This is a genomic window from Kiloniella laminariae DSM 19542 (assembly GCF_000374005.1).
Classification (GTDB): Bacteria; Pseudomonadota; Alphaproteobacteria; order Kiloniellales; family Kiloniellaceae; genus Kiloniella; species Kiloniella laminariae.
Genome location: NZ_KB893135.1, coordinates 273,518 through 290,484 on the forward strand (window position 1 = coordinate 273,518; position 16,967 = coordinate 290,484).

The window sequence follows — 16,967 nt, forward strand, 5'->3', positions numbered from 1 at the left end:
GAGCTTAAGAACAACAAAAACAGTTCCGCTCACATAATCATAATAAAAACCGGTTTGGCGAGACTTTGACGCGACGTTGAAAGGTCTAAAGCAAATGAACCGCTCAGGAATCCTTGAGCCCGGCAAAGCTATGGTGCACAAAAATCTTGATGACTACCCTCCTTTAGCAGCAGAAAATGCACTTCCGGTTTCTCCGGAACTCTACAGCGAGGCCCACCTGACAGCCTCTCGTGCCGCCTGTCGTGCCCGACGGGATCTCCATACCCTCGGTGATGCCCTGCAGGGGGAATTTGAAGGCACCATGAGCCAGGCGCAAAAGGCCGGGGAAACCATGACTGCGGCCTCGGAGGAAACCCGACAGGCCCTGGAGGATGTGACTGCACGGGCCCGACAGCTGGAAGCAGATGCAGAAACCGCCACCCAGAATGTTGATGCCGTTGCCGCCGCGACCGAGGAAATGAACGCCTCTATCGCGCTGGTCGGGGACCATGTGGCCAAGACAGCCGAAGGCGCAAAGGGCGCTTCTGCCGAGGCAAGTCAGGCTGTCGAGACCATCCAGACCCTGGCCAGCGCGTCCGAGCGCATTGGCAATGTGGTACGCATGATCGAGGGCATTGCCGGACAGACCAACCTGTTGGCGCTCAACGCCACCATCGAGGCCGCACGCGCCGGAGATGCAGGCAAGGGGTTTGCCGTGGTCGCCAGCGAGGTCAAAAGCCTGGCCCAGCAAACTGCCAAGGCCACCCAGGACATCACCGCCCAGATTGAAGAAATCCAGCAGGTTACCCGGCTGGCGGTCGAGGCGATTTCCAGCATCAGCAAGGTCATTGGCGAGGTCGAGGACTTTTCCTCGGAAGTTGCCGACCGGGTGCAGGAACAGGTCGCCGCCGTCAACGAGATTGGCCGCAATGCCCAGCAGGCCGCGGTCAGCACCCGCCAGGTCACCGCGACCATGTCTCACGTCGTCGGCCAGGTCAATCACGTCAGTGAAACCACGGGGCGGCATCAGGACAGCGCCCACAGCCTGCATGAACTGGTCGAGGCCCTGAACCTGCGCCTGCAAACCGCCGTGCGCAGCAGTTATGCCCCGGCAGAAAAAGGCAATACACCTGATAACAATACAAAAAACACTGCTGCGGCCTTTGTGCCCTTTGATCTCGACTGCCGTCTGACAGTCCCCGGAATTTCCGGTTTTGTGGATACCCGCCTGCATCAGATGACCGCCTCCGGCGGCAGGCTGCTTTTTAGTCCCCCGGCCCATACTTCTGGAGAAAGCACCCGAAACCCTGTCCCGGAGGTTGACAGGGAGGTCAGCCTCAGCATCCTGCCGCTGGGTGACTTTGCCGCGCGGATCACCGAAGTTTCACCGGCAGGCTGCAGCATCCGTTTCAGCACCCCGGCACAGGCGGCCCTCTCTGCCCTGCTGGAAGGCAACATTGCCATCGACCAGCCCTTTATCGCCCGCTGTATCCGCAGCGCCCGGCGCATCGCCACCCGCTTTGAGCAGGCCCTTGATCAGGGGGAAATCTCGCTCGAGGATCTGTTTGACCGGAACTATCAGGCGCTGGAAAACAGCAATCCGCTGCAGCATCTTACCCGTTACCTCGACCTCACCGACCGGGTCCTGCCCGAATTTCAGGAAGCCGTGCTTGATTTTGACAGCCGCGTGGCCTTCTGTGCCGCCGTTGACGTCAACGGTTATCTGCCGACCCACAATCTGAAATACAACCACCCGCAAAGGCCCGATGATCCGGTCTGGAATGCCGGAAACTGTCGCAACCGCCGTATCTTTACCGACCGTACCGGGGCCGCCGCCGGGGCCAATACCGCCCCCTATCTGCTCCAGAGCTATCTGCGCGATATGGGCGGTGGCAATTTCATCCTGATGAAAGACCTCTCCGCCCCGATCACCGTCCACGGCAAACAGTGGGGCAACCTGCGCCTGGGCTATTCCCCGCAATAGAAAAGCCGACAGAACATGGGAGACAGGAGGAATAAATCACCTCCCGTTCCCGAACTCTCCTCCCACCCCAAAACAGGTTCTTACACCTATGGATGTTTTTCGACCCGGATGATATTGTTGCAAGCGCCAGATAGTACCCGCCGCCAGCTATTCTCCCCTACAGGGATTTGTCCTGTTTCAGCAGAGGCAGTCTTCCGAACAGAGCGGCACATCGGCATATTCGGAAACGCCGCCTTCTTTCGCCTGGACAGGCATTTTCACGGTGAAGGTTGAGCCAACATTGAGCTCGCTTATAAAGGAGATCGATCCGCCCTGGACCTCCAAAAGCCAGCTGACAAGACAAAGGCCAATACCCGTGCCGGATATGCCAGATGTATTGCGCGAGCGGAAATAGCGGCTGAAGATCTTGTCGTGGTCCTCCGGGGCTATACCGATGCCGAAGTCCTGGACTGAAACATAGGCGTTGCCCCCTTTGACCCAGCCTTTAACGATGACCTTGGGAGCATTCGGCGCATATTTCACCGCATTCGAGAGCAGGTTGGTAAAGACCTGGACCATCTTTGACCGGTCAGCAAGCAGATCACGCGGCAGTTCTCTGACATCATAGGTGATTTGATGCCGGTCCGAAATATCCTGCTGGCTCAGGCAAAGACGTGCAACCATGCCCGCCAGATCAACCGATCCCAACTCGATTTCGATCTCCCCTGCTTCAATCCTTGAAGCACTGAGCGTACTGTCGATCAGGGTCAGCATCCGCTGGGTTGCCGCCCTGATCTGCCGGAGACGCTTTTCGACAAAATCCCGGTCCAGGTCGTCCAGCCGACGTTCAAGACGTTGGACACTGCTGTCAATAATCGCAACAGGTGTTCTGAACTCGTGGGATGCCATCGAGATAAAATCGCTCTGCATCTTGTTCTGCTGCTGCTGGTTTGCCAGCGCCAGACCAAGCTGCAAGGTCTGATTTTCAAGCGTAACCAGATCCTGATATGCCCGGCAGGACGCATAGAGCGAGGTATGCAACATCGAGGCGGTAAGTTCTGCCTTGGATTTGTAATCATTGATATCATAATCGCGGATAATCTGCTTTTCCGGCGCATCCCCCGGCTGTCCGGTACGCAAAAGAATTCTGATTTTCCTGTTTTTCAACACATCACGGACCCACTTGACCAGCAGCAAACCCGCATCCTGCGTTTCCATCACCACATCCAGAAGCAGGATCTCGACCTCCGGTTTTTCCTCCAGAATCACCTTTGCTTCTTTTGCAGAGCGGGCGTGATGAAAGAAAATCCCCTTGTCCTTGAATTCAAAATGGCGCAGCACAAATACCGTCGCCTCATGGACCTCCGGATCATCATCAACGATCAGAACATTCCAGCATGCCTTGAAGGAGGGGGCGATATCCGGGACCAGGTCCGCTTCTGTCTCGGCCTCGGCAAACATCAGGAAATCATCATCGACAGGCTCGGCTTCCGGGGCATTTCCAAAGTCGCCCCTGTCTTCGTCCTCAAAATCGCCTGTTTCTTCAAAAGGAATACTTTCGCTAAACAGATCGGTTTCATCAGACACGTCTTCTCTTCGGGCATCATGCGATCCCTGATCCCGGCTCCCATCGTCATCAGAGGAAGCTTCCTTGTTCTGGGGGGGGAACTCTGGATCCTGAACAGTCTGCGTCATGTTTTCTGGGCCTCGATATTGTGTAAATCAAACTCAAACCAGGTACTGACACCGGGGGCACTTCCCCAGCGAATTTCACTTTTCAGCTTCTGCACAACAAGATTGTAAACAATATGCAGCCCCAGTCCGGTCCCGCCGCCACCGCGTTTTGTTGTAAAGAAGGGGTCAAATACCTTGTTCAGATAAGCTTCCGATATCCCCTCCCCGTCATCTTCATAACGCACCCGGGTCTTGTCACCGACCTGTGTCACCGTGATAATGACATTTCCGGCCCGCTTGCCGTCATCAAAGGCATGCAGATAGGAATTTGTCAGAAAATTTGTCAGTATCTGGGCCACAGCACCGGGATAGATCCGCAGGGGCTTATCTCTTTCTCCCCGCAGGTGGATGATAATCTCGGTTGGCTTGAACTTGGCATGCAGGCTGCGCAGTACGTCTTCAGCATACTCATAGACGCTGATCGGGCGCAGTTCGTCCAGATGCTGGTCCACAGAAACCTGTTTGAAACTCTGGACCAGTCGCGAGGCCTGCCCCAGATTTTGCGAGATCATGCGGGTGCCATCGGCCATTTCCCCGATAAATTTCTCAAATCCGCTCGCCCTCAACGATCCTGATTCAAACTGTTGCTGCACAGTCTTGACGGCCTCTTCCAGATGCGAGGAAAGCGTGACACCCAGACCAATTGGTGTATTGATTTCATGCGCCACACCGGCGACCAACTGTCCAAGTGCAGCCATCTTTTCGACCTGGACCATCTCCTCCTGCAGTTCCTTCAGGTGGGTAATATCGGAAACCGTGACCACAAATCCGACGGATTTCACAATGTTTCCTCTGATATCAACCGTAGTTCCATTGTCGAATTTTCGCTCGAGCTGAAAAGACTGCTTTGTCTTGTAAAAGTCGAGGGAGTTCTGGATAAATTTCTCCCTTTCGGACTCCTTAACAATCGGCTTCATTGAAACTGTCTTGATCAGCTCTACCACAGGCATCTTCGGATAGACTTCTTCCTCTTCCAGACCGTACAGCATCATCAGGTTCTGGTTATAGCGCAGCACGGTGAGATCGGTTGAAACCATCAGCACCCCGATGGGAAGATTTTCTATGGCAGCATTGATCTGGGCGACCAGGGCCAGCCGGGCCTGGGCTTCAAGCAGCCGGGCACTTTCCGCCGTCATGTTCTGTCTCAGATCCCCCTGCATGATCTTCAGGGCGCGAAACAGACTGCCAAACTCGTCCTTGCGCCGGCTCTCGATCTCATTCGACAGATTGCCGCGGGCAATGTTGCTTGCAATGACTTCCGCACGTCTTATCGGCGGAATAATATTAAAGGCCAGTGCCAGAGCAACAAGAATACTGCTCACCGTTCCAACACTGGATATTATCCGATTTGTCTCCAGCACCTGTTTTGCTTCGGCACTATTGGTCCGGGTTGCCATAAAGGCAGAACGGGCTGAAGTATGAACCACACCCGAACTGGCAAGAACCTCTTTTGAGGCCCCCCGGATGTTCTCAAGTATCCTTGTCGCGTGTTCAATTGTATCCTCTGAGGCCAGTACGATGTCATAACCTGCCGCAGCTTCAAACTCGACAATGGTCGATAACGCCTCGATTAGCTGTTCCGATACGGACGCGAGTTTGTCATAATTTCCCTGACCGCCAACCAGAAGGTCTTTTTGTGCTTCCCACTCCTGCAACAAAATTTTGATCTTCTTGATATAACGATCCGACCCCACCGCGATGGAACGTCTTTCTGCATAGTCAAAATTGCGCAGGAATATGTCGAATTTTTTATTAATTCGAACTTTCTCTCCGGCCAGATTTTTATCGCGATAGGCCTTATAGAGTGCATAGTCGATAGTGATAAAATCATTTTGCGCCGCCCGGGCATAACTCATGGCCTGCATCGGCTTGTCGTAAATATCTCTGGCCAGGGAAATACTTTTCTCGATTTCCTGTTCCAGCTCCCTGACGCTGTCAAAAGTCTCATCGAGATTTTGTTTCATCGCGACAATATCCGTCGTGATATCAGCGGTTTTGCCTGACACAATGTCAATACGCTCAACCACCTTGGCCAGCTCGTTTTCGGAATGCCAAACCATGCCAAGGGTAAAGAGGCTCAGGACAAAAAAACCGAGAAGCAGTTTCAACCATACCGGCATATCAACTCCTCCCTCCTTTATGAGCAGCGCAACAAACAACCTGTACCACGCCGATCACAGACAGCCCTTGTGGTGATGAGTTTCCGTTTTGCAGTTCAAGCCTGGACCAATCATATCTGGGCTCCTCAAGCGTGACAAAAGGGTGAGGCAGCGCAGGGCGCAGGTGACTTCACACCCATAGCGCGCAAACCGGAGACAAACCCGCTCCAGCTAAAAGGAAAATTCAGAATAAAATAAGCCGAAATTCCTGTTTTTCTGTCGAAAGCGCATACACTCAAACGCTGTAATGATGCCTTGATCGCTCTTAAAGGAATATTAAACCGGCGTCATTTCCCTCTGAAAATTTGATTTTTTTCTCTTCATTATGGCAAGGACTCTGTGCTTTAATACTTATGGCTGTTTTTTCAGGGCAAAAATAAAGCTCACTCCCGGCAGAAGCCCGGGGGTTTATGTCCAGACTGTCGTTTGGCCGGATGGCTTTATACCACGCTCGCTTTGCCTGGCCTTTATTCTGTCCACAGTACCCACATCGGGAGAGTACGTTAGGGCACCCCGATACACCACCGGCCCAGGAGGCCGGATGCTTTGATCAGGATAGAGCTTTCCTGAGCAGGCACAGGGGAAAAATGCTATGGCCGGTCCCACAGGAACACCCGCTCTCAAGACACCTGTTCTCAATACCCCCGCTCTCGGGCCTGCCAGTTCGGCTCTGCCCAAATGGGCCAGGGATATGATCGACAGCCAGTTCAAGCGGCTTTTTGGCCGTCCCTATTCCCTCGACAAGGCAATGGAGCTGCTCACCGCCATCAGCACCCTGGCCGAGGTCGACGACAAGGACGTGGTCGAAATCGGGGTGATGTACGCCTATTATCTGCAACACCATCAGAAAAGCCAGATGGCGGGCGAACTTCTGCTGCTGTATCTCAACCAGATCAGGCCCACTGGTTTCCAGCCAACCAGCTTTACCTTTGATGCTTCGGCCCGGCGGGTGCTTATCCCCGAAAGTACCGTGCGGAACCTGCCCGATTTTGACGGGCTGGTCTGTAACAATGCCTCGGTTATTCTCGAACGCGCTATCCAGAAACGGCTGGACAATCCCGCTGCGCTGCATCCGGCCAAGGCGGCCAGCCTGACCCGGCCTGACGGTGTGGTCGAAAACATCACCCCCGCGATCAGCCCGCTGCCTGCCGGGGGCAGCGAAACCATTTTTTTCGATTTCAATATCCTTTTNCCTGCCGATGAAAAGCTGCCGATCAAACAGGCGCTGGGCACCATCACCGTGGTGGCAAAAATCACTGTCACCTCTACACCTCAACCCGCTCCCGATGCCGCGCCCGGTGATCCGGTCATCCGCTGGCAGATCACCGTCGACAGCTGGGAACACTGGGGTTACGACGAAGGCGATTTTGAATGGAACGTCCTGTCAAAAGATCCGGATGACAAGAAAACCCAGACTGTTGGCATTTCCTTTGAAGAACTGCTGCCGGACTGGGTTCCGGGGAAAAAGCGCCTGATCAAGGAGATCGAAAAAACCTTCCCCGAACTGCGCGGCCTGCTGGAGAATTTCCAGATCAAGGACAAGTACATGTACCAGATCGAAAACAAGATCATTACCCTGCCCGATGGCTCACAGTTTCACCCCAAAACCTATGAAATCTATATCGAAAGCTGGCAGCTCACCCCCGCTGGTGGCAGCTGTGTGATCAAGTCGGACTTCACGACCTAGTGGAGCGAATTTGACATTTGCACCTGAGCTTGCCGATGAGGAATGCAAATGTTGGAATCGAACCACTAGATCCTACAGGACAAAAGAGAGCAGCAACAAACAGGCCCCACAAAACAGGAGAGCATCTATTATGAGTGACAGCACATCATGCATCCCCAAAGAGCCCCTGATAAAACTGGATGAAACGGGTTCAGCCTCGATCCTCAACTACAACCTGCCCCAGTCCACCACCTATGATGTGGTCAGTTTTGTCAAGCTCGACATCCCGCCGAAAAAATTCAAGGCGGTCGAGAGAAAACTGACCAAAAACGATTTCTGGGGTGAGCTGGACAAGCTGAAAAAGGATGACAGCTTCGGGGTCAAGACCATCGAGGGGATACTGAGCGGACAGCAGTACTCCCCCCTGCCGGAACTGCAAAGCCTCAGCATCAACCTCGCCGCCACGACGGTATCAGCCAAACGCAAGGCCCCCGCCAGCCGATCCATGGAACCGGGGCTGGTGATGAAATCCGGCAACATTCCCGTGTCCACCGGGGCCCTGCCCTTTTCGACCAGCTACATCGCCAACCGGATCAACGATGGCTTCAGACCCCAGCTCTATACCCGCCTGAGCGGGCGTCAGGGATTAAAATTCATCCCGCGGCCCAAACAGGCCAGACCGGCGATCTATATGGTCCTGCGCATGAAGATGGCCTCCTACCTCGGCGACTATGGCGCGGGCCAGACGCTCAAGACCTTCAGCCTGCTGCCGGGCGAGACCACCACCATCTCGCTCAAGAGCTATACCCACAACGAAGAAACCAGCAAAACAGCCGAGAGCGTGCTCGACAGCTATAGCGAGTCCGTGACCGAGGAACTGCAAACCACGGTCGAGCACACCACCCAGCAGACCGAGACCTCCTCGGAAACCGATGTCGACAGCATGTCGGTCGAGGCCGGAACCAATGTTGGCGTCAATCTGGGCATTGTCAGCTTTGGTGGCGATGCCGGGGGCGGCGCTTCATCCGTCAATACCGCGACAGAGGCAATCGAGAACCAGGTCGGCAGTCTGGAAAGCGCGGTAGATCACCACGTCCAGACCGCAGATACCGCCCGCCAGGTCGAGGTCAATACCGAGACCAGCTCCAGCACCAGCAGCGGCACAGAAGAAACCATCACCCGCACCCTGGAAAACATCAACCGCAGCCGGGTGCTGAACTTTGTCTTCCGCCAGTTGCTGCAGGAATATTTCACCATTACCTATCTCGACGGGGTCAGCTTTGTCTATGACAACGGCATGGACAAACGCCGCCGCACCGCCACCCTCTCGTCCATCGGCAATCTGCTCAAACAGGTCATGGACAGCCCGGCCGAGGCCAAGAAGGAAGAAAACCGGATCTATGAGCACCTCTGCAACATCCCCGATTATCAGGGCAACCGCGAGAGCTTTATCGAACTGGTCAAAGGCAGCAACAAGAACTGCATCAATCCCTCGGCCTCGCAAAGCAAATATGAATACGTCAAGAAGCGCGGCGATCTGAAACAGGTCTACCGCGACAAAAGCGTCGAGGGCATTATCCTTGGCGCCAAGGACCGCATCCTGCGCACGCCCTCGGTAATTGTCGATGCCCTGCTCGGTCAGGGTGAAGCGCTGGATTGTTACAACATCCAGCTTCAGGAAGCCGCCAACAAACAAGCCCATCTGGAAAACGACAAGATGGAACAGGCGCTCGCCATCATCGACAGTCTGACCGACCCGAAAGAAAAGGCCCTGCTCTATCAAAAGGTTTTCGGTGATTGCTGCTGCGTAGAGGAACTCGAAGTCGAAGAGGAATAAGGAGAACTTGCATCTGTAGCACAAGGGGTATCCGCAACCGGATGGTCCTCAGATGCTGCAAAACTATACCGCAATAACCTTGTGCTTTGATTTGACCCAATAGGCAATTAACCCGCCTCTTCTTGCTGGCGGGTTATTTTTTGGCGCTATTTTTTTGGTGAAAACCTTGGCCTATCCCGCTGCAAATCGTTACATTATTCCCGCAGCAAGATTCGATGGGCCTTTACACATCCAAAGGTGAAGGATAATTCTGTAACACATCTCATGGACGCAGGTCTTCCGGGTAATCGCAGGCCCGACAAAAGCAACAACAGGCTGAAAAAGCGACGCAAAGAAGAGTACCCAAGTGAATCCCGTTGAAATTGAAGAAGCCATTTCCGCCCTCGCCGAACAGCCCTTTGACGGCCTGGAATTTCCCTTCGCGTTTCTGGAGGCCTTTGGTAACAAGCCTGCGACGATCAAGCGCCTGCGCAGCGGCACCTCGAACAAATCCGATCTAGGCGGCCTGCTCCAGACCAACAATATTCACCTCAAGGTCTGCGCCGAGGGCGAGGTCGCCCAGACCCTCACCGCCCTGAAAGCCAGCCCGGCAACGACCAAGGCCCGGGCAAAATTCATCCTCGCCACCGACGGCCAGACCCTCGAAGCCGAGGACCTGACCTCTGACGATGCGCCGATTGTCTGCGAGTACAAGGACTTCCCCGATCACTTCGGTTTTTTCCTGGCGCTGGCGGGCATCACGACGGTCAAACAGATCCGCGAAAGCTCGTTCGATATCAAGGCGACCGGACGGCTCAACCGCCTGTACATCGAACTGTTGAAAGACAACCCGGACTGGGGAACCGCCGAGCGCCGCCACGACATGAACCACTTCATGGCCCGGCTGATCTTTCTGTTTTTCGCCGAAGACACCGATATTCTCAATGGCAGTGATCTTTTCACCGCCACCATCGAACAGATGAGCGACCGCGACAGTACCAACAGCCATCAGGTGATCAGCGAGCTGTTCCGCGCCATGAACACGGCGATCCCGGACCGGGCAGCGGCAAAGCTGCCGCGCTGGGCCGATGCCTTTCCCTATGTCAACGGCGGGCTGTTTTCCGGCTCGACCGAAGTGCCGCGTTTCTCGAAAATCTCGCGCAGCTTCCTGCTGAATATCGGCAAGCTCGACTGGCAGAAAATCAACCCGGATATCTTTGGCTCGATGATCCAGGCGGTCGCCGATGACGAGGAACGCGGTGCGCTTGGCATGCACTACACCTCGGTGCCGAATATTCTGAAGGTACTCAACCCGCTGTTTCTCGACGAGCTGCGCGACAGGCTGGCCGAGGCAGGCACCAGCCCGCAAAAACTGCTCAACCTGCGCAAGCGCATGTCCCGGATCCGGGTGTTTGACCCCGCCTGCGGATCGGGCAATTTTCTGGTCATTGCCTATAAACAGATGCGCGAGATTGAGGCAGAGATCAACCGACGGCGCGGCGAGCCGGACCGGCGAACCGAAATCCCGCTCACCAATTTCCGGGGGATTGAGCTCCGCGACTTTCCGGCCGAGATCGCCCGCTTGGCTCTCATCATCGCCGAGTACCAATGCGATGTGCTCCATCGCGGGCAGAAAGAGGCCTTGGCCGAGTTTCTACCGCTCGACGCCATGAACTGGATCACCTGCGGCAACGCTCTGCGGCTGGACTGGCTGAGCATTTGCCCGCCAACGGGAACCGGCGTGAAGCATCAGGCAGAGGACCTGTTTCACACGCCGAACGATCAAGCGCAGATCGATTTCGAGAATGAAGGCGGCGAGACCTATATTTGCGGCAATCCGCCATTCAAGGGGACTCGCAAGCAGGGCTCCCAAGAGAAGGATGACCTTCAGCGAGTATTCGCGGGGGTTACCAGCAAGTGGAAGAACGTCGACTACGTTGGCGCTTGGCTGATGAAAGCAGCACTCTATAACGATTCCTGCTACGCGCCGTTTTCATTCGTGGCCACGAATAGCCTCTGCCAAGGGCAACAAGTCCCGATTACATGGGCACTTCTATTGCAACGCGGGTTCAGGATTCGCTTCGCTCATACGTCGTTCAAGTGGTCGAACCTTGCTGCGAACAAAGCTGGCGTTACGGTTGTCGTAACAGGAGTAGATCGCGATCCGAACGGGGCTCGACAGATTTACACCGATGAAAACGTTCAAGCGGTTGCCAACATCAATCCGTATCTGACCGACCACAACATTTCCGTGGTCCCGGCAGAGAAGAAGCCAAGGTTTACCTCCATTCCGATGGAGTATGGTGTCTATTATTCAAAGTCAGCAGGCCTGATATTGGAACCGGACGAGAAGGATGCGCTGATAGGCAGTGGTCTAGCAGTGAAATATGTTCGTCGTTTCATCGGTTCAACTGAATATATTAACGGCAAGGAGCGCTACTGCCTTTGGATTGCCGACGACGAACTGGCGCAAGTCAGCGCAATCGACGGTGTTAGACAAAGAATTGAGAGTGTCAAGAAAGATCGGCTTGAAACCGATGATATTGCAGTCAACAAGTTGGCGCAACGTCCTCACCAATTTCGAGAGCGGAAGGGGGACGATCCGGTAAAGATTTTTGTTCCAATCGTATCTTCGGAGAATAGGGAGTATTTTCCGGCTGGTGTGGCAGATCGCTCGGTCGTGCCGACAAACAAAGCATTCTACCTTCCGAACGCCCCGCTTTGGACGCTCGCGATCATCACGTCAAAATTGCATCTTGCATGGATCGGCACGGTTTGCGTACGCCTTGAGATGCGGTTTTCTTACTCCAACACCCTCGGTTGGAACACCTTTCCCGTCCCCACGCTGACCGAAAAAAACAGGGCCGATCTGACCCGCTGCGCCGAGGATATCCTGCTGGCGCGCGAGGCGCATTTCCCCGCCACCATCGCCGATCTCTATGCGCCAGAGCAGATGCCCCCCGACCTGCGTGCCGCGCATGAGCGCAACGACGAGGTGCTGGAGCGCATCTATATCGGCCGCCGCTTTAAAAACGACACCGAACGGCTGGAAAAGCTGTTTGAGCTTTATACCAAAATGACAACCAAGGTGTCTGCATCATGACCCGCCTCTACCAAATTAATGGTGCGACACTCACACCTGCAAAGCGCAAACCTCTCGACCTTGAAACCAAGATTGAGGCTTGGGTCGCGGATGATTTGACCTTGATTGGCGTGGATGGTTTTGTCATTGGCCGTCAGATTGCCACGGATCATGGAAAATTTATCGATGTTTTGGCCATGGATGAGGGCGGCAATCTTGTCATCATTGAATTAAAACGAGACCGTAGTCCTCGGGACATTGTGGCACAGGTATTGGATTATGCCTCTTGGGTACGCCGTCTCAGCACGGGCGATGTTCACGCGTTGGCATTGTCTCTCGATCTGTCATTGGCCAAAGCATATCGCGAAAAATTCGGAACAAGCCTTCCTCAAACGCTAAATGCCTCGCACCAGATGGTCGTCGTAGCCAGTGAAGTAGACGAAGGCACGAAGCGGATCATCGAGTATCTGTCTGAAGAACATGATGTTGGTATTAATGCCGCGTTCTTTAACGTGTTCGAGGCCAATGGTCAGGAATGGCTGACAACCGACGCATTACTGGATCAGGAGGAAGTCAAAGACCGTGCTGTAAAAAAAGCACAAGCGCCTTGGTCCGGTTATTATTATGTCACAGGTGGAGTGGAAGAAGATCGACCTTGGGAAGATATGCGGCAGCACGGCTTTTTCACCGCTAGTGGCAAACAGTTCTTTACAAAAAGACTTGATCAACTCTCGGTTGGTGACAAGGTTTTCTACTATCAGAAAAAGAACGGCTATCTAGGCTATGGGATTGTCACGTCTGAAAAAGTGGCAGCGACCGATTATGTTCTACAAGATGGTCGGAAATTGATTGATGCAGTGCCTAAGGTTTACTTGACCGAGAATTCGGATGACCCTGACAATTGTGCATATGTAGTCGGAATGGATTGGCAAAAGACTGTTGCGACCAACGACGCGCGCACTTTCAGTGGCATTTTCTCCAACCAGAACGTGGTCTGCAAAATTCGCCATCAAGAGACGGTCGATTATCTGAAAGAACAGTTTGACGTGAAGGAGGACCGCGCATGACGGTCTTTGATCTCGCTCCATGTAACAAGCTGAACTCCCGCCAGCAGGCTTGCCGAGACAAAATCCGAGCTGGACGTCAGCGAACTGGAAGAGCTGGAAAAAATTGCACAATCAGCAAGCCAATTCAGCAAGCCAATTCAGCAAGAAAGAAAAAATAGCATGAAATCAGTTCCCTCTGTCAGCGTGACCTATGCCCGCAATGGCGGCTCGACCAGACCGAACGAGCTGGGCATGCGGGTGATGCAGGAACGCGCCTATGAAAAGCGCGGTGAGCAGTATCTGCTGATCAAATCGCCGCCCGCATCGGGCAAAAGCCGGGCGCTGATGTTTATCGCGCTCGACAAGCTGGCCAACCAGGGCCTGAAACAGGCGGTGATCGTCGTGCCGGAACGCTCGATCGGGTCGAGCTTCGCCGATGAACCGCTTTCAAAATTCGGTTTCTGGACCGACTGGACCGTTACGCCGAAATGGAACCTCTGCAACGCACCGGGCGAGGATGGCGGCAAGGTCAATGCGGTGGAAAAATTTCTGCAAAGTGACGACAGGATCCTGGTCTGCACCCACGCGACCTTCCGCTTTGCCGTGGACCGCTTCGGGGTCGAGGCCTTTGACAACCGGGTGATCGCGGTGGACGAGTTCCACCATGTTTCTGCCAACCCCGACAACAGACTGGGGCAGCATCTTGGCGACTTCATCGCCCGCGACAAGGTGCACCTGATCGCCATGACCGGGTCCTATTTCCGGGGCGATGCCGAGGCCGTTTTGACCCCGGAGGCCGAAGCCCGGTTCGATAGTGTGACCTACAGCTATTACGAACAGCTCAACGGCTATGAATATCTCAAGACCCTGGACATCGGCTATTTTTTCTATAGCGGTTCCTATGCGGACAGTATTCTGGAGGTCCTGAACCCGGCTGAAAAGACCATCGTGCATATTCCCAGCGTCAATTCGCGCGAAAGCACCAAGGACAAACACCGCGAGGTCGAACACATTATCGACGCGCTGGGCGACTGGCAGGGCAGCGACCCGGCAACCGGATTTCAACTGGTTAAAACCCCGCAGGGCCGGATACTGAAAATCGCCGATCTGGTTGATGACGAAGCCGCCAAGCGCGACCGGGTATCGGCGGCGCTGAAAGACCCGGCGCAGAAAAACAACCGCGACCATGTGGATATCATCATCGCCCTGGGCATGGCCAAGGAAGGTTTTGACTGGATCTGGTGTGAACACGCGCTGACCGTTGGCTATCGTGCCAGCCTGACCGAAATTATCCAGATCATTGGTCGGGCGACCCGCGATGCCAAGGACAAGACCCGCGCCCGCTTTACCAACCTGATCGCCGAACCCGATGCGTCTGAAGAAGCCGTGACCGAGGCGGTCAACGATACCCTCAAGGCCATCGCCGCCAGCCTGCTGATGGAACAGGTTCTGGCCCCGCGCTTCAATTTCACCCCCAAAACGCCGCAGAACACTGCGGTAGAGGGCTTCGACTATGGCGAAGGTGGCTATGATCCGCAAAAAGCCAACGTCGGTTTCAACGAGGCCAGCGGCCAGTTCCAGATCGAGATCAAAGGTCTGGCCGAACCGAAATCAAAAGAGGCCGAACGCATCTGCAAGGAAGACCTGAACGAGGTGATCACCGCCTTTGTCCAGGACAAACAGACAATCGAACGCGGCCTGTTTGACGAGGAACTGGTGCCCGAAGAACTGACCCAGTTGCGCATGGGCAAGATCGTCAAGGACAGGTTTCCTGAACTGGACGCCGAAGATCAGGAAGCCGTGCGCCAGCATGCCATTGCCGCGCTCAACCTGACCCAGCAGGCCAAACAGATCGCCCTTGGTGATGACATCGGGGAAAGAGGCAATACCGCCCTGATTGACGGGGTGCGTAAATATGCCATGGACGTGCGCAAGCTCGATGTTGATCTGATCGACAGTGTTAATCCCTTTGGCGAGGCCTATGCCATCCTTGCCAAGACCATGAGCGAGGAAAGCCTGAAACATTTTCACGCCCATTTCTCTGGCAAGAAACTCAACCTTACCCCGGAAGAAGCCCGCGACCTTGCCCGGCGCGCGGTCAGGTTCAAACATGAACGTGGTCGCCTGCCCGCGCTCACCGCTGCGGACCCTTGGGAAAAGAAAATGGCCGAAGGTGTTGCCTTCCTCGCCCGCATGAAAGCCGAGGCCGCCAATGGCTAAAGAGTTCACAGACGAAGACGATGCGCTGCTGGCTGAACTGGGTGTCGAGGTCGAAAGTAAAAAAGCCCCGGCCCGCAGCCCCCGCGAAGAACGCGTGATCGCAGGTTTTGAGGAAATCCAGCGTTTTGTCGAACAGCAGGGCCGCGCGCCCCAACACGGCGAAAACCGGGATATCTTTGAACGGCTTTACGCCACAAGGCTGGAACGCCTGCGCGTGCTTCCCGATTGCAAGGCGCTGATTGAACCGCTTGATCATCAGGGACTTCTCACTGCTGATCCGGGGTTTGATGTCGCCCGACTTGACCAGATGGATGATGACGCCCTGCTGGCCGAACTGGAGGTCGCGGCTGATACCGGCCTGTCCGGCAGTAACAAAACGAGCGACAAAACGAGCGATATCACCAACCTGCGCCATGTGCGTTCAAGCGCCGAAAAACGCGCCGCCGAGGAAATTGCCAACCGGGAAAGCTGCGCGGATTTCGAAACCTTCCGTCCCCTCTTTGCCCGGGTGCAGCAGGAACTGAAAGACGAGATCCGCAGTACCCGGAAATTTGTCAAAGACACAGGTTTTCTCAAAGCCGACATCAAACAGGGCGAGTTTTTCATTCTTGGCGGGCAGACCGCCTATGTCGCCGAACTGGGCGAGACCCTCAAGGCCCCCAATGGAGAAACCGACGCCCGTCTGCGGGTGATTTTTTCCAACGGCACCGAAAGCAATCTGCTGCTGCGCTCCCTGCAACGCGCGCTCTACAAGGACGAGGCTGGCAGGCGGATCACCTCGCCAACCGCCGGGCCGCTTTTTACCAACCAAAGTACCGATGACGACGAGGCCAGCGGCACGATCTATGTCCTGCGCAGCAAGTCGCAGCATCCGGTTGTCACCGCCAACCGCGAGGTACTGCACAAGATCGGTGTTACCAGCGGCAAGCTCGAACGCCGTTTTACCAATGCCAAACTTGACCCGACATTCCTGATGGCCGACGTCGAGATTGTCGCCAGCTACGAGCTGTACAATATCAACCGGACCCGGCTTGAGAAGCTGATCCACCGCGTCTTTGAAACCGCCCGCCTCGACATCGAGATCAGGGACCGTTTTGACAAACCTGTCACCCCGCGCGAATGGTTTCTGGTGCCGTTGTTTGTCATCGACGAAGCGGTGGAAAAAATCAGGGACGAGACAATCGGGGACTACCGTTACGATCTGGAAACGGCCAGCCTGAAAAAGCGGGTCTAGCGCTCTGGTATTTTCAACCGGAAAATCCGCCCCGGGTCGATCAGTTTTATTGACAGAAAGACCCTTGC

General features: G+C 54.9%; 8 protein-coding genes. 6 read left to right on the plus strand and 2 right to left on the minus strand.

The features are described from left to right. Window positions 1-94: 94 nt before the first annotated feature. A complete protein-coding gene (locus B152_RS26390; protein WP_083921820.1) occupies window positions 95-1,963 on the plus strand; it encodes a methyl-accepting chemotaxis protein in 1,869 nt (622 codons plus the stop codon). A 177-nt stretch (window positions 1,964-2,140) separates the two neighbouring features. Here B152_RS26390 and B152_RS25075 read toward each other — a convergent pair whose 3' ends face one another. Further along, the gene (locus B152_RS25075) at window positions 2,141-3,637 is read right to left on the minus strand and encodes an ATP-binding response regulator (protein ID WP_020591501.1); all 1,497 of its coding nucleotides are present in this window, start codon (window positions 3,635-3,637) and stop codon (window positions 2,141-2,143) included. Beyond that, a complete protein-coding gene (locus B152_RS25080) occupies window positions 3,634-5,796 on the minus strand; it encodes a sensor histidine kinase (RefSeq protein WP_020591502.1) in 2,163 nt (720 codons plus the stop codon). Before B152_RS25080 ends, B152_RS25075 begins: the two co-directional genes overlap by 4 nt. A gap of 1,856 nt (window positions 5,797-7,652) precedes the next feature. Here B152_RS25080 and B152_RS0106055 point away from each other — a divergent pair. The 5 genes from B152_RS0106055 to B152_RS0106075 all read left to right on the plus strand — a co-directional run bounded on the left by B152_RS0106055 (window position 7,653) and on the right by B152_RS0106075 (window position 16,899). After that, the gene (locus B152_RS0106055) at window positions 7,653-9,338 is read left to right on the plus strand and encodes a hypothetical protein (protein ID WP_020591504.1); all 1,686 of its coding nucleotides are present in this window, start codon (window positions 7,653-7,655) and stop codon (window positions 9,336-9,338) included. Window positions 9,339-9,684: 346 nt separating this feature from the next. Beyond that, window positions 9,685-12,420 (plus strand): class I SAM-dependent DNA methyltransferase, encoded by a 2,736-nt coding sequence (locus B152_RS0106060; protein WP_020591505.1) that lies wholly within the window; start codon window positions 9,685-9,687, stop codon window positions 12,418-12,420. Then, a complete protein-coding gene (locus tag B152_RS0106065; protein WP_020591506.1) occupies window positions 12,417-13,466 on the plus strand; it encodes an endonuclease NucS domain-containing protein in 1,050 nt (349 codons plus the stop codon). The genes B152_RS0106060 and B152_RS0106065 overlap by 4 nt, the downstream gene beginning before the upstream one ends. Before the next feature lie 159 nt (window positions 13,467-13,625). Next, window positions 13,626-15,665 (plus strand): DEAD/DEAH box helicase, encoded by a 2,040-nt coding sequence (locus B152_RS0106070; protein ID WP_020591507.1) that lies wholly within the window; start codon window positions 13,626-13,628, stop codon window positions 15,663-15,665. Next, entirely contained in the window at window positions 15,658-16,899 is a 1,242-nt protein-coding gene (locus B152_RS0106075; protein WP_020591508.1) for a GIY-YIG nuclease family protein, read from the plus strand. Before B152_RS0106070 ends, B152_RS0106075 begins: the two co-directional genes overlap by 8 nt. Window positions 16,900-16,967 lie beyond the last annotated feature (68 nt).

Coding starts and splice junctions, on each gene's coding strand:
- B152_RS26390 (WP_083921820.1), top strand. CDS start 95: ATGAACCGCTCAGGAATCCTTGAGCCCGGCAAAGCTATGGTGCACAAA.
- B152_RS25075 (WP_020591501.1), bottom strand. CDS start 3,637: ATGACGCAGACTGTTCAGGATCCAGAGTTCCCCCCCCAGAACAAGGAA.
- B152_RS25080 (WP_020591502.1), bottom strand. CDS start 5,796: ATGCCGGTATGGTTGAAACTGCTTCTCGGTTTTTTTGTCCTGAGCCTC.
- B152_RS0106055 (WP_020591504.1), top strand. CDS start 7,653: ATGAGTGACAGCACATCATGCATCCCCAAAGAGCCCCTGATAAAACTG.
- B152_RS0106065 (WP_020591506.1), top strand. CDS start 12,417: ATGACCCGCCTCTACCAAATTAATGGTGCGACACTCACACCTGCAAAG.
- B152_RS0106070 (WP_020591507.1), top strand. CDS start 13,626: ATGAAATCAGTTCCCTCTGTCAGCGTGACCTATGCCCGCAATGGCGGC.
- B152_RS0106075 (WP_020591508.1), top strand. CDS start 15,658: ATGGCTAAAGAGTTCACAGACGAAGACGATGCGCTGCTGGCTGAACTG.